Below are 25,074 nucleotides of genomic sequence, written 5' to 3'. Positions count from 1 at the left end.
CTTCTCTGAACTTACGCTCTCAGAATGACAGTTTATGAATTACAACATCTTTAGTTTAATATGCATTTTTATTTATGAATCCTTTAAATATAGTTAAAAACAATATTTTAAAGTCTAATCGTAGTGTCCAGTTCTCAATATAGTATAAGTCGTAGTCAATACGCTTTCGGATGGAGGTATCTCCCCGATAGCCATTAATCTGGGCCCATCCAGTTAATCCCGGACGAACCTGGTGCTTTATCATGTAACGTGGTATTTCTTCTTTGAATTTTTCAACGAAATAAGGACGTTCCGGTCTTGGACCAACCAGGCTCATTTCTCCTTTTAGTACATTAAATAATTGGGGCAATTCATCAATGCTTGTCTTACGTATAAATTTACCAATCTTCGTAACGCGAGGATCATTAGAGGTTGTCCAGGCTTTTTTCTCTTTGGCCTCCGATTGTACCTCCATGGAACGGAATTTATACATTTTAAATTCCTTATTATGTTTTCCAATCCGAATTTGTGAGAAAATAATCGGTCCCGGTGATGTAGACTTAATAATAATTGAAACGATGATCATTGGTATGCCAAAAAGTAAAAGAGCTACCATGCATCCAAATAAATCAGTGGCACGTTTGATAAATTTATTAAATCCATTACTTAAAGGTACATTACGTATATTGATAACGGGCAGTCCGTTTAAATCTTCCGTATATGGTATGGTTGGGAAGAAGTTTTGATAATCCGGAATAAATTTCGAATGAACACCGGATTTCTCACATAAAGCAACAATTCGTCCCAGTTTTGAATACTCATCCAGACTAAGCGTAATTGCTATTTCATCCAAATGATTTTGTGGTAAAATCTCTAATAGGTCATCAATACTTCCGATTACTTTTATAGTACGATACAAAGTTCCCCGTTCTTTGTTATCATCCAGTATTCCGTGAATATAATATCCCCATTGAGGATTAGCTAAGATCCTATCAATGTAGGCCTCTGCCGCGCCGCTATAACCGACCAACACGATATGCTTTAGGTTAAGCCCCTTCCGTCTTGCCATACGAATGGAGGAATTCAGAATCAAGCGGTAAGTAATACTTAGCAATGCATTAGTAAGGAAGAAAAGAATAATCACTGCACGGGAAAGATCTTGTTTCTTAAATAAGAACAAGATTAAAGCAAAATATGCTAAAGACAAAAGATTTGCCTTTATAATATCGTATAAATCCAACCGCTTGCTTTGAGTTAGATTGGGGTTATACAGACCGCAATAATAATAAATGATTAAGTATCCGGGTAACAGAAAGATAAGTATTTGTAAATAATCTGTTAATGGAAGATAATTGGTATGATCCAGTCTAAAAATACCCCACCTGGATAAAGGACTGTCAAACCGGAGGAAGTACGCGATGATAAAGGATAGGGACAATAAAACACCATCAATAATAACTCGTAACTTATTTAATTTTTTTTGATTATTTTTTGCCATAATGTTCACCATATTCACTTATGTGATATTCCATATATTTACACCTTATTTACAGTATATTTACATTGCATGGTAATACTATTATAATACATGATTCAGCTTTAATCTACAATAACAAAATTCTTAATATTTTGTGTCTATTTCTATATGGCTCAAAGTAGTACATAGAAAATAGACAAAAAATTCACATTTAATACACAAAAGGTTGGTACAATAAATTTAACAAAAAAGATAAAAGATATTTTATCAAAAATTTTGGATTTTATTTTTGAGGATAAAATGTTTTTTAAGAATTTATATAAATGGATCTTAATATTATTTTAGCAAAGGAGATGCATTATCATGGATGAATTTAATAAAAATCAAAATTTTAATGACAATACAAACCAACCGGATGAGAATTTGAATAAGGAAGTTGAAAAAGGCGAATCAGTAAAAGCTGAGGGGACAGGAGAATCCGTAAGGGCAGAAGGGATAGGCGAATCCGTAAAAACGGAAGATATGAATAAGGATATAATAGATAGTACTCCGGTAAATAATGAGCAAGTTACAAACATCCCAGGTAACAGCAACCAAATGACTGATGGGAAAATCAATGACAATATGAATGGTGCAAATGAAAATACTGCTGCTGTTAATAAGAATCAATCGGTACCATATAGTTTCTGGGCAGAACAAATCTCATCTAATAAGAACGGAGAAAATAGCACTTTTACCGGTCAAACTTCAAATGGACAGGCGGGAAATACAGAACAGCAAATAAACAGCAACCAAGCCGTTCCAAATGACAGAAATGTGAAAAAGAAACCGGGATTTTTTAGGAAGGCGGCAGCCGTTATATGTGTGGCAGTTGTATTTGGTGTCGTTGCAGGAGGTGCTTTCATTGGAGTCAATGAACTTTATTATAAGATAAATCCCAATGCCAAAACCTTTTCTTTAAGCATAAATGGCGGTCTTAAAGGACTAGAAAATAAATTAAATTTGGATATTCCAAAAGATTCTGATTTAAAAATACCAACTACCACTGTTTCAGATGGTCTGATTCAGCAGAGAACTGATATAACAGATGTTGTAGAGGATACCATGCCTTCCATAGTTACTATTACAGGTACTTTTACTAAAACCTTTGATTGGTTTGGCCAGCAATATAGTGAACCCAATGAAGGCAGTGGCTCTGGTATTATCGTGGGACAAAATGATAAAGAACTATTAATTGCAACCAATAACCATGTAGTAGAAGGTGCAAATCCAATTAAGGTAACTTTTATTGATAATACTCAGGCAGAGGCAGTAATTAAAGGAAGGGATTCCTTAGCCGATTTGGCGGTAATATCTATTGACATTAGTACAATCAGTAAGGATACTTTGTCAGCTATTAAGATTGCAAGATTAGGTGATTCTGATTCCATTAAAGTTGGACAGATGGCTATAGCAATAGGAAATGCATTGGGTTACGGACAATCTGTAACAGTAGGTTATATTAGTGCAAAAGACCGTGAAGTTATGGTTGATAATAATACCATGGTCTTGTTACAAACAGATGCAGCAATTAATCCCGGTAATAGTGGAGGTGCTTTGCTGAATACAAAAGGTGAGGTTATTGGAATTAATTCCGTAAAATATGCCTCCAGTGAAGTAGAAGGTATGGGTTATGCAATACCTATATCCAGAGCAGTACCTATTATAAATGAATTGATGAATCGTGAAGTTTTAACAGATGATGAAAAAGGATATCTTGGTGTATACATTGAGCCGATTACGGAAGAAGTTATGCAGGCTTATAATTGGCCCAGCGGTGTATATGTAAGAGGTGTCATTGAAGGTGGAAGTGCTGATCAGGCAGGTATCGTCAGCGGTGATATCATAACAAAAGTAGATGGCGTGGAGGTTAATGGAACTACTCAGTTACAGGAAAAGGTATCTTCCTATCGGGCAGGTAGTGACTTAAAACTAACCATAATGCGTATGAAAGATGGAAAATACGTAGAAAAAGAAATTACAGTTAATCTGGTAAGTAAAAAAGTATTTGATGAAAAGTAATTATAGGGACTGTTGCAAAATTGCAACAGTCCTTTTCGTAAGCTTTTTGGAAACGTAAGTTTAATAAAAATTTAAGTATTCGTCTATTGTTTCCATATAAAGTCTACGATATAATAAAAACGTAATGAGGAAAATCAAGCTTGCTTGAATTTTCCGAGTGGAGTGCCGAGATCATGAACGTCTTTCCGTTCATGACATAATAACAGAATGAAGATAGTTCAAACTGGGAAATAAACCTGTATAAAATATAAATATAAAAAACAGCAACGGGATAAGGAGATAGGTATGGATAAAGACAACAAAGGTAACAATGATTATAGAGAAATCGACCTAAAAGATTATAGGGAAGTTGACAACAAAGACAATGACTTTAGGGAGATTGAAAATATAGATCACAGCGATAGTAAAGCTTCTTCAGATAAAAAGGAAGCTGATAAAAATGACAAGAAAGAATCCGAGGATAAGAACGAATATGAAGAAATCTGCTATATTTGCAGAAGACCGGAAAGCAAAGCAGGCAAAATGATTCACATTCCAAGTAATATATGCATTTGCTCTGATTGCATGCAAAAGACCTTTGATACTATTAATAATAATGGTATGCCATATATGGACATGATGAATTTAACACCGAACTTAATGAACTTGAACCAATTTCAGGAGATACCTGAAAGCCAAAGGATTAAAAAGAAGAAACCAAAAGAGGAAGCCAAGGAAGAGCAGCTTGTATTTGACATTAAGAAAATCCCTGCTCCTCATATTATAAAAGGGCAGTTGGATGAATTTGTTGTTGGTCAGGAACATGCTAAAAAGGTAATATCTGTGGCAGTATATAACCATTATAAAAGAGTAGCTACCAATACTATGGATGATATTGAAATTGAGAAATCCAATATGTTAATGATCGGGCCTACAGGTAGTGGTAAAACCTATTTAGTAAAAACCCTTGCTAGATTATTAAATGTGCCTTTGGCAATTACAGACGCAACTTCCCTTACGGAGGCAGGCTATATTGGCGATGACGTAGAAAGTGTCGTATCTAAACTTTTAGCAGCAGCTGATAATGATGTGGAGAAAGCAGAACGGGGAATTATCTTTATTGACGAAATTGATAAAATAGCCAAAAAGAGAAATACCAACAACAGGGATGTTAGCGGAGAATCCGTGCAGCAGGGGCTATTAAAATTGTTAGAAGGTAGTGAAGTAGAAGTTCCGGTAGGTGCTACCAGCAAGAATGCCATGGTTCCCATGACCACTGTGAATACCAAGAATATATTATTTATCTGTGGAGGAGCATTTCCAGATTTAGAAAAAGTTATTAAAGAAAGGCTGAATAAAAAGTCCTCTATTGGATTCAGTGCAGATTTAAAAGATAAGTATGATAATGATTTTAATATATTGCAGAAAGTAACGGTGGAAGACTTACGAGAATTTGGTATGATACCGGAATTTATCGGAAGACTTCCTATTATATATACCTTAGAAGGCCTTACCAAAGAAATGCTTGTGAAAGTTTTAAAAGAGCCTAGGAATGCTATATTAAAGCAGTATAAAAAGTTATTGCAATTAGATGAAGTCTTGCTGGAATTTGAAGGGGGTGCCTTAGAGGCAATAGCAGAAAAAGCTTTGGAGAAAAAAACAGGGGCAAGAGCTTTAAGAGCTATTATTGAAGAATTCATGCTGGATATTATGTTTGAAATCCCGAAAGATGATAATATCGGAAAAGTTGTTATTACAAGAGAATATGTGGAACATAAAGGGGGTCCGATTATAGAAATGCGGAGTACCTTTAGGCTGGGAGATAGTCATGAAACCATTAAAGAGATTGAAGGAAATAGTACATTTTAATATTCATAAAGATGAGAATAATCAAAATGAGGGCGCAAACAAAATAGAAAATGAAGAATCCTGTAAGGATAATCCAATAAGCTCAATTGAAGAAGATAAGAAACCGGAGGACAGGAATATAGAAAAAATGAATGGGGAAGGGACATATTCGGATCTACCTCAAGAACCAGAGATGGAATATGAGATTATAGAAAGAGAAATTCTTCCGGAGAAAATTATCTGCCCGGATTGCGGTGGAATTACTTTAGAAGGTTTGGATTTCTGTGATAAATGTGGTGGTGAACTGCATATTTATAATCGATAATTGTTTTTATTAAAGGATTTAATAAAATAATTCAGTAATTTTATAAAAATTCTATAAATTATCATAAAAATTACGGTTGACAAATAGAATTTACAATAGTATTATATATGACAAGAATAAAGGCGTTCAATGAAGATAAGCAGATGAACGCCTTGTTTTATATCTAATTGTATGTTTAGATAACGGCTTTTTTTTAAAACTTATTACTTTAATACATTAATATGTAATAAGTTGAAAGTGATAAAGAGGATAAAATTTAGTCTTAAGGAGGATTATTTATGAAAAAAAGTTTAAAGAAAGTTTTAAGCTTAGGATTAGTATCCGTAATGACGGCCAGTTTATTCGTAGGCTGTGGGAAAAAAGGCAGTGGTTCTGATGAATTTATTATCGGGGGACTTGGACCACTCAGCGGAAAAGCAGCTTCTTATGGTTTATCTGTAAAACAAGGTGCACAAATTGCAGTAGAAAAGATTAACGCAGAAGGTGGGGTAAAAGTTGGAGATAAAACGATTCAATTAAATTTAAATTTTGTTGATGATGAAGCTTCTCCTGAAGTAGCTGTTTCAGCCTATAACACCGTAATGGATAAAGGAGCTCAGGCCATACTTGGTGCAGTTACCAGCGATGCTCATATGGCGATTACAGATTTGACAAATGAAGATGGTATTCTTACAATCACACCATCCGCTTCTATAGCTGGTGCCACCGCTTATCCTAACATTTTCAGATTATGTTTTACCGATCCGGTGCAAGGTATAACAATGGCTAAATATGCCGTGGAAACTTTAGGACATAAGAAAATAGCTGTTATCTATAATAACTCCGATCCATACAGTACAGGTGTTAAGGACGCATTTAATGACGAAGTAGCAAAACTTGGGGGAGAAATTGTTTCCAGTGAAGCCTTTGAAAAAGATGCAGTTGACTTTAGTACACAATTAACTAAAATTAAAGGTTCCGGTGCAGAAATTATCTTTGTTCCTACTTATTATACGGAAGCTTCTTATATTGCTACTCAGGCAGATGAATTGAATGTGGGCCTTCCATTTATCGGTTCTGATGGATGGGACGGCATTCTTGCTCAGGTAGTTGATGCAAAAGTATTAGAAGGATCTGTATTTTTAAGTCCCTTTGTAGCAACAGATGAGAACCCAGATGTTCAATCATTTGTAGAAGCTTATCAGAAAAATTACAAAGCAGTTCCCGACCAATTCGCTGCAGATGGTTATGATGTAGTATACTTAATTAAAGCAGCTTTGGAAGAAGCAGGTACTATAGAAAGCGAAGATTTAATTGCAGCTATGACACAGATTAAAGTAGATGGTCTTACCGGTTCTGTATCCTTTGATGAAGATGGTGAGCCAAATAAAGGTGCAAAATTCGTTAAAATTGAAAATGGTAAGTATGTAGCAATAACTGTTGAATAAATAAAATGATCTAAATTTGCAAATAGGAATGAATAAACAAAAGGAGATTCTTGGGATTTCTACAATTACGAAAAATTCTATTGTGATATCCTAATAGTCTCCTTTTTAAATTATATCAATGATTGTTCAGACTTTATGTTCATGCAATACTATGAAAACAATCTGAGATTTTTCGCTTGGCGCAGAACAATTCGCAATGAATTATAATACTCGGTTCTGAGCGTAGCGAAGAATCTTAGGGAAGAAGTAAAGGTTGATTTTATTACAAAGTAAATTACATGGAAAAAGAAAAAGGAAGAAGAGGTGAAATTAAATGGGAAGTATACTGGAACAATTAATTAACGGATTGCGTTCAGGAAGTATTTATGCGTTAATTGCCTTAGGTTATACCATGGTATATGGTATTGCAAAGATGATTAATTTCGCCCATGGAGATATTATAATGGTAGGTGCTTATGCCTTGTATGTGCTGGTAGCCTTACTAAATGTGCCTGTTATAGCGGCAGTTATTTTAACAATTATTATTTGCGGTGTACTTGGCATTATAATTGAAAAAGTTGCTTATAAACCCCTAAGAAAGGCACCTGCTTTATCAGTGCTGATTACTGCAATTGGTATGAGTTTCTTTTTACAAAGTGTTGCCTTACTGATTTTTAAACCAAATCCAATTGCTTTTAAATCCATTATTAAGATAAATTCCGTTCGTATTGGCGGTATTACTATATCGGGTATATCTCTTGTTACATTTATCATAACCTTCATTTGTATGATTGGCTTAACCTATTTTATTAATAAGACCAAAACAGGTTCAGCAATGAAAGCCGTATCAGAAGATAAAGCGGCAGCAGAACTAATGGGTATCAATGTAAATCGTACCATCTCTATTACATTTGCAATAGGCTCAGCTCTAGCAGCTGTTGCAGGAATTCTGTTTGTATGTCAGTATCAGTCAATCCAACCTACCTTGGGTGCACTTCCCGGTATCAAAGCTTTTGTTGCTGCTGTACTTGGTGGTATTGGCAGTATCCCCGGAGCTATGATTGGCGGCTTGGCACTAGGGCTTATAGAGAGTATTTCAAAAGCATATATCTCCTCACAGCTTTCCGATGCTATTGTATTCGGAGTTTTAGTAGTGGTACTATTGGTGAAGCCTTCAGGACTTCTGGGCAAAAACAGAATTGAGAAAGTGTAGGTGGAACAATGAAAAAGGATAAAAAAATTACCAACAGCAATAGTATATTTACTCTAAAGAACATAATTTTTGTAATATGTTTGATTATAGGATATTTTGTACTTACCTTTTTAGCAGAAGGGGACCTTTTAAGCCGTCAAAGTAGATCCTTAATCGTTCCAATGGGTATTAATATTATCCTTGCAGTATCCTTAAGCCTTACAGTTGGATTCCTTGGAGAACTGTCCCTGGGTCATGCGGGCTTTATGGCTATTGGTGGATATACAGGTGCTTTAATTACTCTTCATATGAATTTACCAAAAGGTTTAGAGTTCACATTGGCTTTAATAGCCGGGGGAACTATGGCAGCAATCTTTGGTTTTCTTATCGGCCTTCCGGTATTGAGACTAAAAGGAGATTATCTTGCCATCGTTACCTTAGCATTTGGTGAAATTATACGTTCTGTTCTTACATCTCTTAAATTTACAGGGGGTGCCCAGGGCTTAACCAAGATACCAAGATACTCTAATTATACCTGGGTATATATTGTAATGATTTTAACGGTAGTGCTGATCTCCAATTTTGTTAAATCCAGACATGGCAGGGCTATTATATCTGTTCGTGAAAATTATATTGCAGCAGAATCTATTGGTATTAAAGTAAGTAAATATAAAGTTATGGCATTTGTGATTGCCGCTTTCTTTGCCGGTGTTGCCGGTGTATTCTATGGACATAACTTAAGTATATTAAAACCCAGTGACTTTGATTATAACAAATCTATTGAAATACTTGTTATTGTAGTTCTTGGTGGTATGGGCAATATTAAAGGATCTATTATAGCAGCAATTGCTCTTACCTTTTTACCGGAAATGCTTCGTTCCGTAGATGAATTCAGAACACTGCTATATGCAGTCGTTTTAATTGCTATGATGTTATTCCGTTCCTCAGGGTTTAAAACAAAGCTGGAAGAGAGCGGTAAGTTACCAAAGTTTATGAAACCTAATAGGAAACATGCAAAATAACGAAAGGAGGAGAAAATATGGCATTATTAGAAGTTAAAAATTTAGGTATCTCCTTCGGAGGTTTGCGGGCAGTAGATGATGTAAACTTAAGCATCGAGGAAGGTCAGTTATATGGTTTAATCGGACCAAATGGTGCCGGTAAAACAACCGTGTTTAATCTGCTTACGGGAGTTTATCAGCCAACAACGGGAACTATTAAAATCAATGGTGAAAATGTAGTTGGAAAATCCCCTTCTGAAATCTGTCAGGCAGGGATTGCAAGAACATTTCAGAACATACGGTTATTTAAGAAAATGACCGTATTGGATAATGTAAAAACAGCATTTCATAATGAAACTCAATATAACCTGGTTACAAGTTTTCTTCGTCTTCCAAAGTATTTTAAGTTGGAGAAAGAAATGACGGAGAAAGCCATGGAGATTTTAAAGGTATTTAATTTAGATGGGGAAGCAAATTATTTGGCAAGTAACCTTCCTTACGGCAAGCAAAGAAAGTTAGAGATTGCAAGGGCACTGGCTACCAATCCTAAACTATTATTATTAGACGAACCGGCAGCAGGCATGAACCCTAATGAAACAGCAGAATTAATGGATACGATCCGTTTGGTTCGTGACAGGTATCATATTACCATTCTACTAATTGAACATGACATGAAATTGGTGACTGGGATATGTGAGAAGATCTTGGTGCTAAACTTTGGTACAGAACTTGCATCGGGAACTCCGGAAGTGGTACTGAATAATCCGGAAGTTGTTACAGCATATCTTGGTGAATAAACTTTAGTCAAATGGTTTAGAAGGGAATGGAGGAAATCCAATGGCAATGTTAACTATAAATAATCTGGAAGTATATTATGGTGTGATTCAAGCCATAAAGGGCGTCTCTTTTGAAGTAAAAGAAGGAGAAGTTATTGCTTTAATCGGAGCAAATGGCGCAGGAAAAACAACCATCCTTCATACAATTACCGGCTTGATTTCACCAAAAGCTGGCAGTATTGAATTTGAAGGTCATGATCTAACCAAAATACCCGCCCATAACATAGTATCTTTAGGAATGGCCCATGTTCCGGAAGGAAGAAGAATCTTTCAGGAATTATCCGTTTTTGAGAATCTAAAACTGGGTGCTTATACGAGAAAAGATAAAAATGAAATCTCAGAAACTTTAGAGAAAGTATATCTGCGCTTTCCGCGTTTAAAAGAAAGAAAGAACCAGATAGCAGGTACATTAAGCGGTGGTGAACAACAGATGTTAGCTATGGGACGTGCGCTGATGTCACATCCTAAAATTATATTAATGGACGAACCCTCTATGGGACTTTCGCCTCTTTTTGTTTCTGAAATATTTGATATAATTAAAGAAATAAGCGATAATGGAACTACGGTATTATTGGTAGAGCAAAATGCGAAAAAAGCATTATCCATTGCTGATCGTGCATATGTTTTAGAGACGGGAAAAATTGTCTTAGAAGGCGATGCGGAGGAAATGATGAATAACGACTCCGTGAAGAAGGCATATTTAGGAGAATAGTATTTACCATGATTCCCCATTAATATAAGAGGAGGTGCAGAATGGAACATTATGTAATTACAATTGCAAGGGGCTACGGCAGCGGCGGTAGAACTATGGGAAAAATGCTTGCTGAAGAGTTAGGCATACATTATTATGACAGAGAGCTGCTTAGATTGGCATCAGATGAAAGCGGCATTAATGAAGAACTGTTTGGAAGAGCAGATGAGCAATTAAAGAAAAGCTTACTATATAAAATAATGCGTAAAGAATATAAAGGCGAATTAATTCCACCTGACAGGGAAGATTTTGTCTCTAACGATAATTTATATAATTATCAGGCAAAGGTTATTCGTGAACTGGCGGAACAGGAATCCTGTATTATTGTAGGACGTTGTGCAGATTATATCCTAAAGGACATGAAGAATGTGGTTAAAATATTTGTCTATGCATCTTTAGATGACTGCGTTGCCAGATTAACGGACATGTACAGCATGCCTCCAAAAGAATTGGAAAAGAAAATTCAGTCCATCGACAAGCGTAGAGCGGAATATTATAGATACTACACCGGTAGAGATTGGCAGGATGCCAGAAATTATGACTTATGCTTTAACAGTATGCAGCTTGGTTTTGATAAATGTGTGGAAATAGTTAAAAATTATCTGGATATAAGGCTATCGTAGTACATTAATGAATTTATTCATAAATAAATTTTACGAATGATGAGGCTGGAATATGAAAAAATATTATTAATGGTTATATTAATCTTTTCTGTTGCTTTTTTACAACAAATAAAGTTTATGGTAATGAGGGAATTAGCACGGATTCCAATGAGATGATACCTGTTGATTCCCCCAAAGGTTATCAAACCTATGATTTAGTTTTACCCGATGGTACGAACTTAAAGGCGGAGGCTCTTATAAAAAAGCAAGCCACTGCTGACACACCAGGGGAAGTATGTTTAGGTTTTTATATCTATATAGACGAGGATACTCGTACAGATTATGGTGGAATGGAGATTAATATTCCGGAAGTGGTCGAGATAAAAAATTATCAGTTTATTGTAAAGGAAATTGGTGGATTTAATCGTTTCAGTAATATGGCAATAAATCTACCCTCTCAGCTAGAAATCATCGAAGAAGATTCTTTTACCAGTATGACGAATTTCAGAATTACCATTCCAGCTTCGGTAAAAAAGATCGGGGAAGATTGTTTTACATGGTTTATTATAATAAAGCTTGGCATTTAATTGATACAGGGCATGGAAGTATTAAATATGTGAACGATTATGGTAAAGGTGAGGATGACAATGAATATCTCTCTTCCTTCGATATGACTTGGAAGGCATGGACTTTAAGTGAACAGGATAGACCAATGGTAATAGAGAATGTTATTCCAGTAAAACCTACAGATAAGGCGGCCTATTCCACTCATTAATACTCATTTGCAATATCAGCAGATAATTACTATGTTTTGTAATTTATCTGCTGATGCTGTGTTATGTTAAGTATTGTAAACAGTAGGATATTCACAAAGGAGAACAAATCTTTTTTGAACTTAGGTTGAAAAGCGAGTTTTCAGCCAGCAATTTGTGCTTATGGACGAAATTGCTATTATTATTTAATGGTGCTAAGGTGCCGGAATCGAGGTTAATATGATTTCAGATAAAATGATTGGATTGGTACAAAACAGTTCTGTTATTCGTGCCATGTTTGAAGAAGGAAAGAGACTTGCTGATATTTATGGGGCAGAGAATGTATACGACTTTAGTTTGGGAAATCCAAGTGTAGAGCCCCCTAAAAAAATAAAAGAAGAGATTTTGAATATTATTAATACGGAAGAGGCTAATTTAGTCCATGGATATATGAGCAATTCAGGGTATGAAGACGTAAGAACAGCAATTGCAGATTCTCTTAATAAAAGATTTCAAACTTCTTTTAGCAGAGAGAATATCATTATGACAGTTGGTGCAGCAGGTGGGTTAAACGTTATTCTTAAGACTTTACTAAACCCTGGAGATGAAGTGATTGTTTTTGCACCTTTCTTTGGTGAATACCGTAGTTACGTGGATAACTTTGATGGAAAATTAGTCGTGGTATCTCCTAATACCCTTGATTTTCAACCTAACCTGGCGGAATTTGAAACTAAAATTACAGAGAGAACCAAAGTCATTATCGTAAATACTCCGAATAATCCTACAGGCGTAGTATATTCCGAGGCCACCGTGAAAGGATTAGCAGATGTCTTAAACAGAAAGCAAAAGGAATTGGGAAATTCCATATATCTAATCTCCGATGAACCATATCGAGAACTGGTATATGATGGAGTAGAAGTACCATACTTAACAAAGTACTATAACAATACAATTGTGGGTTATTCTTTCAGTAAATCTTTATCTTTGCCTGGTGAGCGAATCGGATATTTGGTAATTCCCAATGAGGTGGATGATTATACCAATGTAATAGGAGCTGCCAATGTAGCCAATCGTATCTTAGGCTTTGTAAATGCCCCTTCCTTAATGCAAAGGGTAGTTGCAAGATGTCTGGATGCTGAGGTAGATGTGGCTTCTTATAATAGAAACCGTGAATTACTCTATAATAGCTTGAGGCAGTATGGATATACTTGTATTAAGCCGGAAGGTGCTTTTTATTTATTCGTAAAAGCTTTGGAAGAAGATGATAAAGCATTTGCGGTAGCAGCCAAAAACCATAATATATTAATTGTACCTGGTTCTTCTTTTGGATGTCCGGGATATTGTAGAATTGCTTACTGCGTAGCTTATGAAACCATTCAACGCTCCTTACCGGGATTTGAGAAATTGGCAAAGGAGTACAAAAGTACAGATAGGAGTTAATTATGAGTACCTGGGAGAAAAACATAAGAAAAGTAGTGCCCTATGTTCCCGGAGAACAACCGAATATACCGGGAATGATTAAACTAAATACCAATGAGAACCCTTATCCTCCTGCTCCGGGAGTGGTCCGGGCCCTACAGGATATTCAGATCGATAGATTAAGACTATATCCGGATCCTACTGCTAAATTGTTAACAGATGCTTTAGCAGATTATTATAAAGTAGGAAAAAAACAGATATTTGTTGGAGTTGGCTCCGATGATGTGCTTGGAATGGCTTTTTTAACGTTCTTTAACTCCGATAAACCAATACTATTTCCAGACATTACTTATTCTTTCTATGATGTGTGGGCAGAGCTTTTTTCTATACCTTATGAAAGACCTAAGTTAGACTACAACTTTAGAATCGTAAAAGAAGACTATTATAAAGAAAATGGAGGAGTGGTTATAGCCAATCCTAATGCCCCTACCTCCATATATGAAGAACTGGATACTCTAAGAGATATTATAGAACATAATCAGGATTGTGTGGTAATTATTGATGAGGCCTATGTAGATTTTGGAGGAACCAGTGCCGCTCACCTAATAAACGAATATGACAACCTTTTGGTGGTACAAACCTTTTCAAAATCCAGATCCATGGCCGGAATGCGAATTGGCTATGCCTTCGGAAGTGAAAAATTAATCCGCGCCTTAAATGACGTAAAGTATTCCTACAATTCTTATACCATGAATCAAACCTCTATATACCTTGGAGTGGAGGCCGTAAAAAATAAGGCATATTTTGAAGAATGCACTTCAAAAATTATGAAGACCAGAAGCCGAGTTATGAACGAACTAAAAGAATTGGGCTTCACTTTTCCAGACTCCAAAACCAACTTTATTTTTGCAACCCATGAATCCATTCCAGCAGAAGAACTCTATACTGCACTAAGGGAACAGAAGGTATTTGTGCGATATTTTAAAAAACCCCGTATTGACAACTATCTCCGCATTACTGTCGGAACAGATAAAGAAATGGATATATTATTGAAATTTTTAAAAGAATATATTAATAATAGAAAGTAATATAAAAAATGGACTTGTATTAAACTATTGATACAAGTCCATTTGTATATAAGCAGACAGAGCATCGGAAACTGCTTTTAAGCCTCATACTCAGCCAGTTTGTATATCACCGACACATTATAAATATCATAAACAAACAACGACTCAACACACAGCTTTGCCCTCATAACCTAAATTGACCTACGAGAGGGTGGGATGTTGTATAGTTCGAGTGACTTTGGGAAATTCGTATTAGAACCATCGAATTCCCCTACGGAACACGAACCATACAACATCCCATCCTCCCGTAGGTCTCACTATCCCTTATCAGGCAAAGCGTCCCCCTAAATGAATAAAAAGTAAGAAAATTGAGCCTAATATACTATTCCTGGAAACCGAAATTTCCGATATGGACTTTGACTATTAATTTTAGTTGTGGTATTATATACCTTAAATGAAGTTACTGCTTGAAGGAGGAACTGCCGTGGATAAAGATGGCATAAAAGACGAAATACTAGTTGGGAACGAAAACAAAGAGGATGCAGAAAAAGAGACAGTATCCAAGAACTTTATAGAGCAAATAATTGAAAAAGATTTAAGCGAGGGCCATTGCAGGGCTATAACCACAAGGTTTCCACCGGAACCCAATGGATATCTGCATATTGGACATGCTAAGTCTATCTTGTTAAATTATGGACTGGCACAAAAATATGGCGGTAAATTTAATTTAAGATTTGATGATACCAATCCAACCAAGGAAAAAACAGAATTTGTAGAATCCATCATAGCTGATGTTAAGTGGCTTGGCGGAGATTTTGAAGATAGATTGTTCTTTGCGTCTGATTATTTTGAACAGATGTATGAAGCAGCTGTTAAATTAATCAAGAAAGGCAAAGCCTATGTCTGTGAATTAACGGCTGACCAGATTCGTGAATACCGGGGTACCTTGACAGAACCAGGAAAAAATAGTCCTTATAGGGAACGTTCGGTAGAAGAAAATCTAAAATTATTCGAAGAAATGAAAGATGGAAAATATGAAGATGGTTCCAAAGTATTGAGGGCGAAGATTGATATGACGTCCCCTAATATTAATATGAGAGATCCGATTATTTATCGTATTGCCAGAATGCATCATCATAATACTGGGGATAAGTGGTGTATCTATCCTATGTATGATTTTGCACATCCTATAGAAGATGCTATTGAAGGCATTACCCATTCTATTTGTACTTTGGAATTTGAAGATCACAGACCACTATATGACTGGGTGGTTGATGAAGTAGAATATGAAAATCCACCAAAGCAGATCGAATTTGCTAAATTATATTTAACCAACGTAATTACAGGGAAAAGATATATCAAGAGGCTGGTGGAAGAAGGAATCGTTGACGGCTGGGATGATCCTAGATTAGTATCTATCAGCGCTTTAAGAAGAAGAGGATTTACACCGGAATCCATTAAGATGTTCATGGAGTTATGTGGCGTGTCTAAAAGTAACAGTTCCGTGGATTATGCCATGTTAGAATACTGTATCAGAGAAGATCTTAAATTGAAAAAATCCAGAGTAATGGCGGTATTAGATCCAATCAAATTGGTAATTACCAATTATCCTGAAGGACAGGTTGAATATGTAGATGTGCCTAATAATCAGGAGAACGAAGAAATGGGAACAAGACAAGTTCCATTTTGTCGTGAGTTATATATAGACAGAGAAGATTTTATGATCGAACCACCAAAGAAATATTTCCGCTTATATCCGGGAAATGAGGTCCGTTTAATGCATGCTTACTTTGTAACATGTACGGATTACATTACAGATGAAACCGGTAAAGTAACAGAAGTTCACTGTACTTATGATCCGGAAACAAAGAGCGGTTCCGGCTTTACAGGACGTAAAGTAAAAGGTACCATTCACTGGGTTGCACAGCCAACTGCTGTGAAAGCAGAAGTAAGATTGTACGAGAATATTGTAGATGAAGAAAAAGGCGTATATAATGAGGACGGAAGTTTAAATCTGAATCCAAATTCCATTACTGTTTTAAAAGAATGTTTCGTAGAGCCTAGTGTGGAGAATGCAAAAGCATATGACAGTTTCCAATTTTTAAGACATGGCTATTTTTGCGTTGATGCAAAAGATTCAGAAACGGGGCACTTGGTATTTAATCGAATTGTGTCTTTAAAGAGCTCATATAAGCCTGTTTAGAGGAGGATAAAGAATGGCTAATTTATTTTCAGGATTAGAGGCCTTTGGCCTGGGGAAAATGTCTGATTTGGATGTATATGCTTCAGAAGATAAGAATAACAAAAAGTCAGAGAATTCTGCAGAGGCAAATGAAAAAGAAAAGATAGTAGAAGCAGATTTTCTTTTTGACAAAACGTATACATGCCCTGTTTGTGAGAAAGAATTTAAAGTAAAGACAATTAAAACAGGTAAAATCAAACTGGTTTCCGCAGACACAGATTTACGACCAAAATATCAAAATGTAGATTCATTAAAATACGATGCGGTTGTTTGCCCTCATTGTGGATATTCTGCATTAAACCGTTTCTTTAATTACATGACTTCAGCACAGGCTAAATTAATCAGAGAACAAATTTCAACTTCATTTAAAGGAATTAATGAGAATTGTGATGAATATACTTATGATGATGCCATTGCACGTCATAAACTGGCCTTGGTTAACACCATAGTGAAAAAGAGCAAAATCAGTGAGCGTGCTTATACTTGTCTAAAGACAGCATGGCTCCTTAGGGGAAAGGCAGAAACCTTGCCGGAGGATACTCCTGACTATGATGAGCAGATTGAGCAGTTACAGATTGAGGAGTTAGAATTCTTAACTAACGCTTATGAAGGTTTTACGGATGCGTTTTCTAAGGAAATGTTTCCTATGTGCGGAATGGATGAACATACAGTAACCTATCTGGTAGCGGATTTAGCCAGAAGAGTAGGAAAGCATGATGAAGCCAGCAGATGGATATCAAAAGTTCTGATAGCCAGAAACGCCAATGAGAGAATTAAAGCAAAAGCAAGAGATTTAAAAGAATTATTAAAGAATAAATAATATGCTGTTGCAGTATAAAGAATTGTCATTCTAAGAGCATAATAAAGCAAAGATTATGCTTGAAGAATCCTATAATAAGAATAGATTCTTCACATTTTGCCCACCTAAGAACTTAGAATGACAGCTTTATGCCAACAGCTTTTTTGCTTTAAAGGATACTGTTGGTTTTTGTTATACTGCGGGGCAACGCATCCTTGGAATTTTTCCAAGGTTCATTGTTATTACGGTAATCAAATTTATCAATAAACCATTCCAAATCATCTTTTACACGTTTTATATTACAAAAATACAAATCATTTAGTTCATTTATAAATTGTTCTAATAGATTTCCATTTAAATATTTGGATGCTTCTTCATAAAGAAGTCCATAATGAGAGGTACAAAATCCTTTGGAATTGGAAAACCTGCTGCGAAATTGGTCATCATTTTTATAAAGTGAGAATATGGTAGCGATATAACGCTCAAATGTAGTATTAATTTTGCTGCAGATAAAACAGGAAGATTCTAACTTTTTTATATAAGAAGCAACAGCTGATGGTTCTTGCTTTTTTTTGAATAGAGAAGCAGAGGTTTTCACTTTGTTAGAGGAGAGTGACTCCAAGTGTTGTATGGTTTTATCCATATGGGTTTTTAATATGAGAGCTAAACCAAGGCGATTCTGATTTTCATACAGCAGCCTTAAATGGTGATTACAAAAGCCAACTTTATCGGTTTCTTCTCTTATATCATCCTCCATATAACTTGGCCCCATGGTGAATTCAATGGCATTCGTTTCCAATGTTTTTATCATAAGGCATAGGGGGCATTCACAATCATCTAAGAACGCGTCGTTAACTGGAATGGTGTACAGTTTTTCTTTCATTTGAAACCTGCCTTTACTTTTTGACTCATTATACCATTTGGGGTAAACCTATTCAAGTGTAGATAATTACAGGCAAATATCTTGTCCAAAATGAATTATTTATCCGCTGATAAGATAGATTTTAAAGAACTTTCGAGGAATAATAATGAAAAAGTGAGAAATAATAAGAAATAAAGAGTAAACAAGAGAAAGACAACTAAAGGACATGAATTCAAGGAAAATTAAAACAGAAGTACATTTGCATATTAAAAACAAATTTACTAATATATAACTTATCAGTTAGCACTCAATCGAAGCGAGTGCTAATAACATGAAAAGGCATAAAGAGTCTATCAAAAAGAAAGCCTTAGAACTGTATATCAAAATGTTTAAGGAGGAAAATGATATGAAGTTAGTACCATTAGGAGACAAAGTAGTATTAAAACAACTACTGGCAGAAGAAACAACAAAATCAGGTATTGTTTTACCGGGTCAGGCAAAAGAAAAGCCACAACAAGCTGAGGTTATTGCAGTTGGACCGGGCGGAGTGGTAGACGGCAAAGAAGTTACAATGCAAGTGAAAGCAGGAGATAAAGTTATTTTCTCCAAATATGCCGGAACTGAAGTTAAATTAGAAGATGAAGAGTTTATTGTAGTAAAACAAAACGATATCGTTGCTATCGTTGAAGACTAATTATGAGAACAGTTTGAAGATAAGTATTTTCAAATTTATTAAAAAGGTGCTAAAGCGCTAGAATCGGAGGTTTGACATGGCTAAAGAAATTAAATATGGTGCAGAAGCTAGAGCTGCATTAGAAACAGGTGTAAATAAATTAGCAGATACAGTAAAGGTTACATTAGGACCAAAAGGTAGAAATGTTGTTTTAGATAAATCATTTGGATCACCACTTATTACAAACGATGGTGTTACCATTGCAAAAGAAATTGAATTAGAAGATGCATTTGAGAATATGGGTGCACAATTAGTTAAAGAAGTTGCAACTAAAACAAACGATGTAGCAGGTGATGGTACAACTACAGCTACAGTTTTAGCACAGGCAATGATACATGAAGGTGTTAAGAACCTTGCAGCAGGAGCAAACCCAATTATTTTAAGAAGAGGTATGCAAAGAGCTACAGATTGTGCAGTGGAAGCTATTAAATCCATGAGCTCTAAGATTACTGGTAAGTCTCAAATCGCAAGAGTTGCAGCAATTTCTGCCGGAGATGATACAGTTGGTGAAATGGTAGCAGATGCTATGGAGAAAGTTTCTAACGATGGTGTAATTACTATTGAAGAATCTAAGACCATGATGACTGAGCTTGATTTAGTAGAAGGTATGCAATTTGACAGAGGATATGTATCTGCTTATATGTGTACTGATATGGACAAAATGGAAGCTAACTTAGAAAATCCATATATTTTAATTACAGATAAGAAGATTTCTAATATTCAGGAAATCCTTCCTTTATTAGAACAAATCGTACAATCTGGTGCCAGATTATTAATTATTGCTGAAGATGTAGAAGGAGAAGCTTTAACAACTTTAGTAATTAATAAATTAAGAGGAACTTTCCAAGTAGTTGCTGTAAAAGCTCCTGGATATGGTGACAGAAGAAAAGCTATGTTACAGGATATCGCTATCTTAACAGGTGGTACTGTAATTTCTGATGAGCTAGGATTAGACTTAAAAGAAACTACTATAGATCAACTTGGACGTGCAAAATCTGTTAAAGTTCAAAAAGAAAACACTATCATCGTAGATGGTGAAGGAAATAAAGATGAAATTACAGCAAGAATTTCTCAAATCAGAGCTCAAATCGAAGAAACTACTTCCGAATTTGATAAAGAAAAGTTACAGGAAAGACTTGCTAAATTAGCTGGTGGTGTAGCTGTTATCCGTGTTGGTGCTGCTACAGAAACAGAAATGAAAGAAAAGAAACTTCGTATGGAAGATGCTCTTGCAGCTACCAGAGCAGCTGTAGAAGAAGGCATCGTAGCAGGCGGTGGATCTGCTTATATCCACGCATCTAAAGAAGTAGCTAAATTAGCTGCATCCTTAGAAGGTGATGAAAAGACCGGTGCTAACATAATCTTAAAAGCATTAGAATCTCCATTATACAGCATTGTTGACAATGCGGGACTAGAAGGCTCCGTTGTTGTAAGTAAAGTAAGAGATTCTAAGACGGGAGCAGGTTTCAACGCTCTTACAGAAAAATATGTAGATATGGTAGAAGAAGGAATTCTTGATCCTGCTAAGGTTACAAGAAGTGCACTTCAAAATGCAACCAGTGTTGCATCTACATTATTAACAACAGAATCTGTTGTTGCTAATATTAAATCCAACGAACCGGTTATGCCAGCAGGTGGAGCAGGCGGAATGGGAATGATGTAATAGAAAACCTTCTATAAAACATAACACCCTTTATAGCAAGGGGCTTTTGCAATAAGAATGCCAAATTTGCAAAAGCTCCTTGTTTTTGTATAAAATAATTTCTAATACATGCTTTTACTTTTGTCTATTTTTTAGTATAATGGTTGATAGGACATAATAATGAACCAGGCAGGTTGCTATAAGATGTAAAATCATTATTATAAAGTAAAAAATAGCATGTATAAAACAAGTAGGAGGATGGGTTAATGAATGAATTATATGCAGAAGCCGGAGTGAAACGAAAAGATACTATCGGTACTTATGCTTTACGGTTCATATTAATTTTTGTAGCTATACTTTCTTTCCTTTTAGCATCACTTAATACCATAATGCTAATTATAGGAACAGTACTAATTGTTCTAATCGTATTCATGTTTCCACGATTAAATGTAGAATATGAATATGTTTTTTGTGATGGTCAATTGGATTTTGATAAAATAATGGGTAATGCTAAAAGAAAAACTGCATTAAAAATTGACTTTGAACAGGTAGAGATTATGGCTCCTCACGGTTCCCATGAACTAGATTCCTATTCACAGGGAAATCTGGCTACAAAAGATTTTACTTCACGGGGAAAAGATATAAAACCATATGTAATTATATATAGGAATGGTGAGACAAAATTAAGAATCCTGTTTGAACCAAATGAAAAGATGCTTGGCTGTATTAAAATGAAGAGTCCGAGAAAGCTTGTTTCATATTAGAAAGTGTATGGATTCAAGTTTAACGGCAATAATAGAAAGAATCAAACGTATAGGTTTGGTTCTTTTTTTCGTACTAATATTACAGCATGAATAAAAATGGAATATTCACTAAAACAACAAACAATAATCACAGTTTTATTGTAATTTTGCATGAAAAATGATATAATTATTACGTACTTAAAATAATAAATAACAGCAGGAGGGAATTTTATGAATGTACAAATTATTCCACTAATTATTGTTATTATCTACATGCTATGCATGCTTTTAGTTGGTTATCTAACCAATAAGCTTGCAATCAAAGACAGTACGGATTACATGCTGGCAGGACGAAGAATGGGACTGTTTATGGTAGCCTCTTCCCTTTCAGCAAACAACATTGGCGGAGGAAGTACCACAGGTGTTGCTGCTAAGGCATTCTCAGGATGGGGATTAAGTGCAGCATGGTATGTATTAGCTGCTGCAGTAGCAATGATTCCATTAGCCTATTTTGCTCCTAAGATTCGAAAAACTATGGCGGTTACTATTCCCGAAGTCGTGAACCGTAGATTCGGGAATGCAGCAGGCACATTCACAGCAGTACTTAATGTTGTGTCCTTATTCTGTCTTACGGCATCACAGATTATGGCCTCTGGTTCTGTAGTCAGTTCATTAACGGGATTGCCTCTAAATGTATGCATTATTTTAGCAGGTTTTGTTGTAATTGCATACACTACCATGGGTGGTATGTTAGCAGATGCCATTACGGATGTCGTACAATATTTAATAATTTTTCTTGGATTATTAATTTCCCTGCCTTTTGTTATTCACGGTGCCGGTGGAATAGCGGCAATATCAGCAGCTCTTCCCCCAGCAGAATTAAACTTTACGAAAGTCGGCGCTATGACAATTCTTGGTCTGATATTTAATTATTTTTGTACATTTCTTTCCGGTCCGGAAATGGTAAGTCGATTTTCAGCATCGGAAGATGCAAAAACAGCTCAAAAAGCCTCCATATTATCTGCAATCATGATGGCACTTTTGGCATTCATACCTACCGTTATCGGTTTAGTTGCCCTTGCTGAGAATCCCGGATTGGATAATGGAGCAGGTACAACCGCATTAATGTTTGCCACCACTAAATATGCACCTTCTTTTATTACAGGTGCGGTTGCAGCAGCAATTGTTGCAGCAACTATGTCCAGTGCAGACTCTAACTTGCTATGTGCTTCTACAATCATTATCAAGGATATTTATCAGAAATATATAAATCCTGACGTGGAAGATAAGAAAATTATATTTCTTACAAGAGCAAGTAATATTACAATCTGTGTAATAAGTATGGTTATTGCATTATTTAATATAAGCCTTGTAACTTTAAACTTATTTGCATTTGCCCTAAGGTCTGCAGGTCCTTTTGCAGCATACGGATTAGGACTGTCTGTTAAAAACGCAACCAAGAATGCAGGCATCATTTCTATTATTGTTGGGTCGGTAGCAGTTATTTTCTGGCAGCTTCAAGGATCGCCTTTTGGTATATTGCCTATCGTATTCGGTTCCTTCTTAGGAATTGTGGCTTTCTTTGTTACAACCTGGATTGAAAGAGCTATGGGTAAACCGGCAGCACCGTCACCTTATTTAGAATAACTATGAAATTTATAGCAGAAAGCACCAAACTTTGGGATTGGTGCTTTTTTTAAAACACAAAAGCTATCATAATGTCTTTCGGTGGTTGACAAGTCCTAAAATATTCGTTATACTTGTAAAAATCAATTTAATAATATAACATTTTAATATAAGGAAAGAGAGGCTATTTGCATGGGAATAATAATTGGTGAAGGCATTACTTTTGACGATGTCTTGTTAGTGCCAGCTTATTCAGAAGTAATTCCAAATGAGGTAGATGTATCCACATATTTAACTAAATCCATTAAGCTGAATATTCCAATGATGAGCGCGGGAATGGACACAGTTACTGAACATAGAATGGCCATAGCTATGGCGAGACAGGGTGGCATTGGTGTTATTCATAAGAATATGTCTATTGAGCAACAAGCAGAAGAAGTGGATAAAGTAAAACGATCTGAAAACGGCGTAATTACAGATCCTTTTTTCTTATCACCGGAGCATACTTTAGAAGATGCCAATAATTTAATGTCGAAATTTAGAATCTCAGGAGTCCCAATTACAGAGGGTAAGAAGTTAGTGGGAATTATTACTAACCGTGACCTAAAGTTTGAAACGGACTTTTCTAAAAAAATCAAAGAATCTATGACTTCAGAAGGTCTGATTACTGCAATGGAAGGAATCACCTTAGAAGAAGCCAAGAAGATATTAGCCTCTGCCCGTAAAGAAAAATTACCTATCGTAGATAAAAGAGGTAATTTAAAAGGGCTTATTACCATTAAAGATATTGAAAAACAAATTAAGTATCCTTTATCAGCAAAGGATTCACAAGGCAGATTAAGATGTGCAGCGGCAGTTGGTGTAACCGCTAATATTTTAGACCGTGTGGAAGCCTTAGTGAACGCAAAGGTGGATGCGATTGTAATAGATACTGCCCATGGACATTCTGCAAATGTTTTAAAAGTAATTAGAATGGTTCATGAAACTTATCCAGAACTTCAAATTATTGCAGGTAACGTAGCAACCGGTGAAGCAACAAAAGCTTTAATTGATGCAGGTGTCAGTGCGGTTAAAGTAGGTATCGGACCCGGCTCAATCTGTACTACAAGAGTGGTAGCAGGTATTGGTGTACCACAGATTACAGCGATTATGGATTCCTATGCAGTAGCGAAAGAATATGGTATCCCAATTATTGCAGATGGAGGTATCAAGTATTCTGGAGATATTACAAAATCTATTGCAGCCGGTGCAAATCTTTGTATGATGGGAAGTATTTTTGCAGGATGTGATGAAAGTCCCGGAGAATTTGAATTATACCAAGGTAGAAAATATAAAGTATACCGTGGTATGGGTTCCATTGCAGCCATGGAAAATGGCAGCAGGGACAGATATTTCCAAACCAATGCCAAGAAACTGGTTCCAGAAGGTGTAGAAGGCCGTGTAGCTTACAAAGGAACAGTAGAAGATACCGTATTCCAATTGATAGGTGGTCTAAAATCCGGTATGGGCTACTGCGGAACTCAGACAATAGAAGACTTAAAACAAAATGGCCGCTTCGTTAAAATAACCGCTGCTTCCTTAAAAGAAAGTCATCCTCATGACATTCATATTACCAAGGAGGCACCAAACTACAGCGTAGAGGAATAGAAAAGAGTAAAAGGTGCCTCCTTGGAGGCTACCAAACTACAGCGTAGAGGAATAGAAAAGAGTAAAAGGTGCCTCCTTGGAGGCT

22 protein-coding genes are annotated in these 25,074 nt (G+C 35.8%); 20 read left to right on the top strand and 2 right to left on the bottom strand.

Annotated features, from left to right (window positions below):
- Positions 1–55 precede the first annotated feature (55 nt).
- Positions 56–1,477, bottom strand: coding sequence for an undecaprenyl-phosphate glucose phosphotransferase (locus RT261_RS12510; protein WP_313132941.1), 1,422 nt, complete (start codon positions 1,475–1,477; stop codon positions 56–58).
- A 342-nt stretch (positions 1,478–1,819) separates the two neighbouring features.
- Here RT261_RS12510 and RT261_RS12505 point away from each other — a divergent pair, with 342 nt between their 5' ends.
- From RT261_RS12505 to RT261_RS12435, 15 genes are all read left to right on the top strand, one after another.
- Positions 1,820–3,517: a S1C family serine protease gene (locus RT261_RS12505; RefSeq protein WP_313132939.1), complete on the top strand. Its 1,698-nt coding sequence runs from the start codon at positions 1,820–1,822 to the stop codon at positions 3,515–3,517.
- Positions 3,518–3,802: 285 nt separating this feature from the next.
- Positions 3,803–5,365, top strand: a complete 1,563-nt coding sequence (gene clpX, locus RT261_RS12500) for an ATP-dependent Clp protease ATP-binding subunit ClpX (RefSeq protein ID WP_313132938.1) — start codon at positions 3,803–3,805, stop codon at positions 5,363–5,365.
- Positions 5,325–5,669, top strand: coding sequence for a hypothetical protein (locus tag RT261_RS12495; RefSeq protein ID WP_313132937.1), 345 nt, complete (start codon positions 5,325–5,327; stop codon positions 5,667–5,669). Before clpX ends, RT261_RS12495 begins: the two co-directional genes overlap by 41 nt.
- Positions 5,670–5,947: 278 nt before the next feature.
- Positions 5,948–7,096, top strand: a complete 1,149-nt coding sequence (locus tag RT261_RS12490; protein ID WP_313132935.1) for an ABC transporter substrate-binding protein — start codon at positions 5,948–5,950, stop codon at positions 7,094–7,096.
- A gap of 313 nt (positions 7,097–7,409) precedes the next feature.
- A complete protein-coding gene (locus RT261_RS12485) occupies positions 7,410–8,288 on the top strand; it encodes a branched-chain amino acid ABC transporter permease (protein ID WP_313132933.1) in 879 nt (292 codons plus the stop codon).
- An 8-nt stretch (positions 8,289–8,296) separates the two neighbouring features.
- Positions 8,297–9,289, top strand: coding sequence for a branched-chain amino acid ABC transporter permease (locus tag RT261_RS12480; protein ID WP_313132931.1), 993 nt, complete (start codon positions 8,297–8,299; stop codon positions 9,287–9,289).
- 17 nt (positions 9,290–9,306) lie between these two features.
- Positions 9,307–10,065, top strand: a complete 759-nt coding sequence (locus RT261_RS12475; protein ID WP_313132930.1) for an ABC transporter ATP-binding protein — start codon at positions 9,307–9,309, stop codon at positions 10,063–10,065.
- A 40-nt stretch (positions 10,066–10,105) separates the two neighbouring features.
- Complete coding sequence (locus RT261_RS12470) at positions 10,106–10,816, top strand: ABC transporter ATP-binding protein (RefSeq protein ID WP_313132927.1); 711 nt, start codon at positions 10,106–10,108, stop codon at positions 10,814–10,816.
- 41 nt (positions 10,817–10,857) lie between these two features.
- The gene (locus tag RT261_RS12465) at positions 10,858–11,478 is read left to right on the top strand and encodes a cytidylate kinase-like family protein (RefSeq protein ID WP_313132926.1); all 621 of its coding nucleotides are present in this window, start codon (positions 10,858–10,860) and stop codon (positions 11,476–11,478) included.
- A gap of 152 nt (positions 11,479–11,630) precedes the next feature.
- Entirely contained in the window at positions 11,631–12,044 is a 414-nt protein-coding gene (locus tag RT261_RS12460) for a hypothetical protein (protein ID WP_313132925.1), read from the top strand.
- A complete protein-coding gene (locus RT261_RS12455; protein WP_313132924.1) occupies positions 12,014–12,232 on the top strand; it encodes a hypothetical protein in 219 nt (72 codons plus the stop codon). The genes RT261_RS12460 and RT261_RS12455 overlap by 31 nt, the downstream gene beginning before the upstream one ends.
- 217 nt (positions 12,233–12,449) lie before the next feature.
- A complete protein-coding gene (locus tag RT261_RS12450; protein WP_313132923.1) occupies positions 12,450–13,649 on the top strand; it encodes a pyridoxal phosphate-dependent aminotransferase in 1,200 nt (399 codons plus the stop codon).
- A 2-nt stretch (positions 13,650–13,651) separates the two neighbouring features.
- The gene (hisC, locus tag RT261_RS12445; RefSeq protein ID WP_313132922.1) at positions 13,652–14,716 is read left to right on the top strand and encodes a histidinol-phosphate transaminase; all 1,065 of its coding nucleotides are present in this window, start codon (positions 13,652–13,654) and stop codon (positions 14,714–14,716) included.
- 463 nt (positions 14,717–15,179) lie between these two features.
- Positions 15,180–16,898 (top strand): glutamine--tRNA ligase/YqeY domain fusion protein, encoded by a 1,719-nt coding sequence (locus RT261_RS12440; RefSeq protein ID WP_313132921.1) that lies wholly within the window; start codon positions 15,180–15,182, stop codon positions 16,896–16,898.
- A gap of 13 nt (positions 16,899–16,911) precedes the next feature.
- Positions 16,912–17,757, top strand: coding sequence for a DUF2225 domain-containing protein (locus tag RT261_RS12435; protein ID WP_313132919.1), 846 nt, complete (start codon positions 16,912–16,914; stop codon positions 17,755–17,757).
- A gap of 148 nt (positions 17,758–17,905) precedes the next feature.
- Here RT261_RS12435 and RT261_RS12430 read toward each other — a convergent pair whose 3' ends face one another.
- Positions 17,906–18,619, bottom strand: coding sequence for a DUF6062 family protein (locus RT261_RS12430; RefSeq protein WP_313132917.1), 714 nt, complete (start codon positions 18,617–18,619; stop codon positions 17,906–17,908).
- A 385-nt stretch (positions 18,620–19,004) separates the two neighbouring features.
- Between RT261_RS12430 and RT261_RS12425 the strand changes: the two genes are divergently transcribed.
- From RT261_RS12425 to guaB, 5 genes are all read left to right on the top strand, one after another.
- Positions 19,005–19,292, top strand: coding sequence for a co-chaperone GroES (locus RT261_RS12425; protein ID WP_313132916.1), 288 nt, complete (start codon positions 19,005–19,007; stop codon positions 19,290–19,292).
- A 76-nt stretch (positions 19,293–19,368) separates the two neighbouring features.
- Positions 19,369–20,994: a chaperonin GroEL gene (gene groL, locus RT261_RS12420; RefSeq protein WP_313132915.1), complete on the top strand. Its 1,626-nt coding sequence runs from the start codon at positions 19,369–19,371 to the stop codon at positions 20,992–20,994.
- A 245-nt stretch (positions 20,995–21,239) separates the two neighbouring features.
- On the top strand, positions 21,240–21,737 hold the full coding sequence (locus RT261_RS12415; protein ID WP_313132913.1) for a DUF6106 family protein: 498 nt from the start codon (positions 21,240–21,242) through the stop codon (positions 21,735–21,737).
- Between the two features lie 210 nt (positions 21,738–21,947).
- Complete coding sequence (locus tag RT261_RS12410; protein WP_313132911.1) at positions 21,948–23,363, top strand: sodium:solute symporter family protein; 1,416 nt, start codon at positions 21,948–21,950, stop codon at positions 23,361–23,363.
- Positions 23,364–23,534: 171 nt separating this feature from the next.
- The gene (guaB, locus tag RT261_RS12405) at positions 23,535–24,989 is read left to right on the top strand and encodes an IMP dehydrogenase (protein WP_313132909.1); all 1,455 of its coding nucleotides are present in this window, start codon (positions 23,535–23,537) and stop codon (positions 24,987–24,989) included.
- The last annotated feature ends 85 nt before the right edge of the window (positions 24,990–25,074 follow it).

Origin of the sequence: Anaerocolumna sp. (genome assembly GCF_032079385.1) — a bacterium.
Lineage (GTDB): Bacteria > Bacillota > Clostridia > Lachnospirales > Lachnospiraceae > Anaerocolumna.
The sequence above is the reverse complement of the archived record's forward strand: the minus strand, read 5'-3'. Positions and strand labels throughout refer to the sequence as shown.

What these genes read in the sequence shown, in the direction of transcription:
- groL (WP_313132915.1), top strand. Translation starts at nt 19,369, where the DNA reads ATGGCTAAAGAAATTAAATATGGTGCAGAAGCTAGAGCTGCATTAGAA.
- RT261_RS12465 (WP_313132926.1), top strand. Translation starts at nt 10,858, where the DNA reads ATGGAACATTATGTAATTACAATTGCAAGGGGCTACGGCAGCGGCGGT.
- RT261_RS12485 (WP_313132933.1), top strand. Translation starts at nt 7,410, where the DNA reads ATGGGAAGTATACTGGAACAATTAATTAACGGATTGCGTTCAGGAAGT.
- RT261_RS12475 (WP_313132930.1), top strand. Translation starts at nt 9,307, where the DNA reads ATGGCATTATTAGAAGTTAAAAATTTAGGTATCTCCTTCGGAGGTTTG.
- RT261_RS12470 (WP_313132927.1), top strand. Translation starts at nt 10,106, where the DNA reads ATGGCAATGTTAACTATAAATAATCTGGAAGTATATTATGGTGTGATT.
- guaB (WP_313132909.1), top strand. Translation starts at nt 23,535, where the DNA reads ATGGGAATAATAATTGGTGAAGGCATTACTTTTGACGATGTCTTGTTA.
- RT261_RS12510 (WP_313132941.1), bottom strand. Translation starts at nt 1,477, where the DNA reads ATGGCAAAAAATAATCAAAAAAAATTAAATAAGTTACGAGTTATTATT.
- RT261_RS12430 (WP_313132917.1), bottom strand. Translation starts at nt 18,619, where the DNA reads ATGAAAGAAAAACTGTACACCATTCCAGTTAACGACGCGTTCTTAGAT.
- RT261_RS12505 (WP_313132939.1), top strand. Translation starts at nt 1,820, where the DNA reads ATGGATGAATTTAATAAAAATCAAAATTTTAATGACAATACAAACCAA.
- RT261_RS12460 (WP_313132925.1), top strand. Translation starts at nt 11,631, where the DNA reads ATGATACCTGTTGATTCCCCCAAAGGTTATCAAACCTATGATTTAGTT.
- RT261_RS12455 (WP_313132924.1), top strand. Translation starts at nt 12,014, where the DNA reads ATGGTTTATTATAATAAAGCTTGGCATTTAATTGATACAGGGCATGGA.
- RT261_RS12435 (WP_313132919.1), top strand. Translation starts at nt 16,912, where the DNA reads ATGGCTAATTTATTTTCAGGATTAGAGGCCTTTGGCCTGGGGAAAATG.
- RT261_RS12495 (WP_313132937.1), top strand. Translation starts at nt 5,325, where the DNA reads ATGAAACCATTAAAGAGATTGAAGGAAATAGTACATTTTAATATTCAT.
- RT261_RS12410 (WP_313132911.1), top strand. Translation starts at nt 21,948, where the DNA reads ATGAATGTACAAATTATTCCACTAATTATTGTTATTATCTACATGCTA.
- clpX (WP_313132938.1), top strand. Translation starts at nt 3,803, where the DNA reads ATGGATAAAGACAACAAAGGTAACAATGATTATAGAGAAATCGACCTA.
- RT261_RS12425 (WP_313132916.1), top strand. Translation starts at nt 19,005, where the DNA reads ATGAAGTTAGTACCATTAGGAGACAAAGTAGTATTAAAACAACTACTG.
- hisC (WP_313132922.1), top strand. Translation starts at nt 13,652, where the DNA reads ATGAGTACCTGGGAGAAAAACATAAGAAAAGTAGTGCCCTATGTTCCC.
- RT261_RS12490 (WP_313132935.1), top strand. Translation starts at nt 5,948, where the DNA reads ATGAAAAAAAGTTTAAAGAAAGTTTTAAGCTTAGGATTAGTATCCGTA.
- RT261_RS12450 (WP_313132923.1), top strand. Translation starts at nt 12,450, where the DNA reads ATGATTTCAGATAAAATGATTGGATTGGTACAAAACAGTTCTGTTATT.
- RT261_RS12415 (WP_313132913.1), top strand. Translation starts at nt 21,240, where the DNA reads ATGAATGAATTATATGCAGAAGCCGGAGTGAAACGAAAAGATACTATC.
- RT261_RS12480 (WP_313132931.1), top strand. Translation starts at nt 8,297, where the DNA reads ATGAAAAAGGATAAAAAAATTACCAACAGCAATAGTATATTTACTCTA.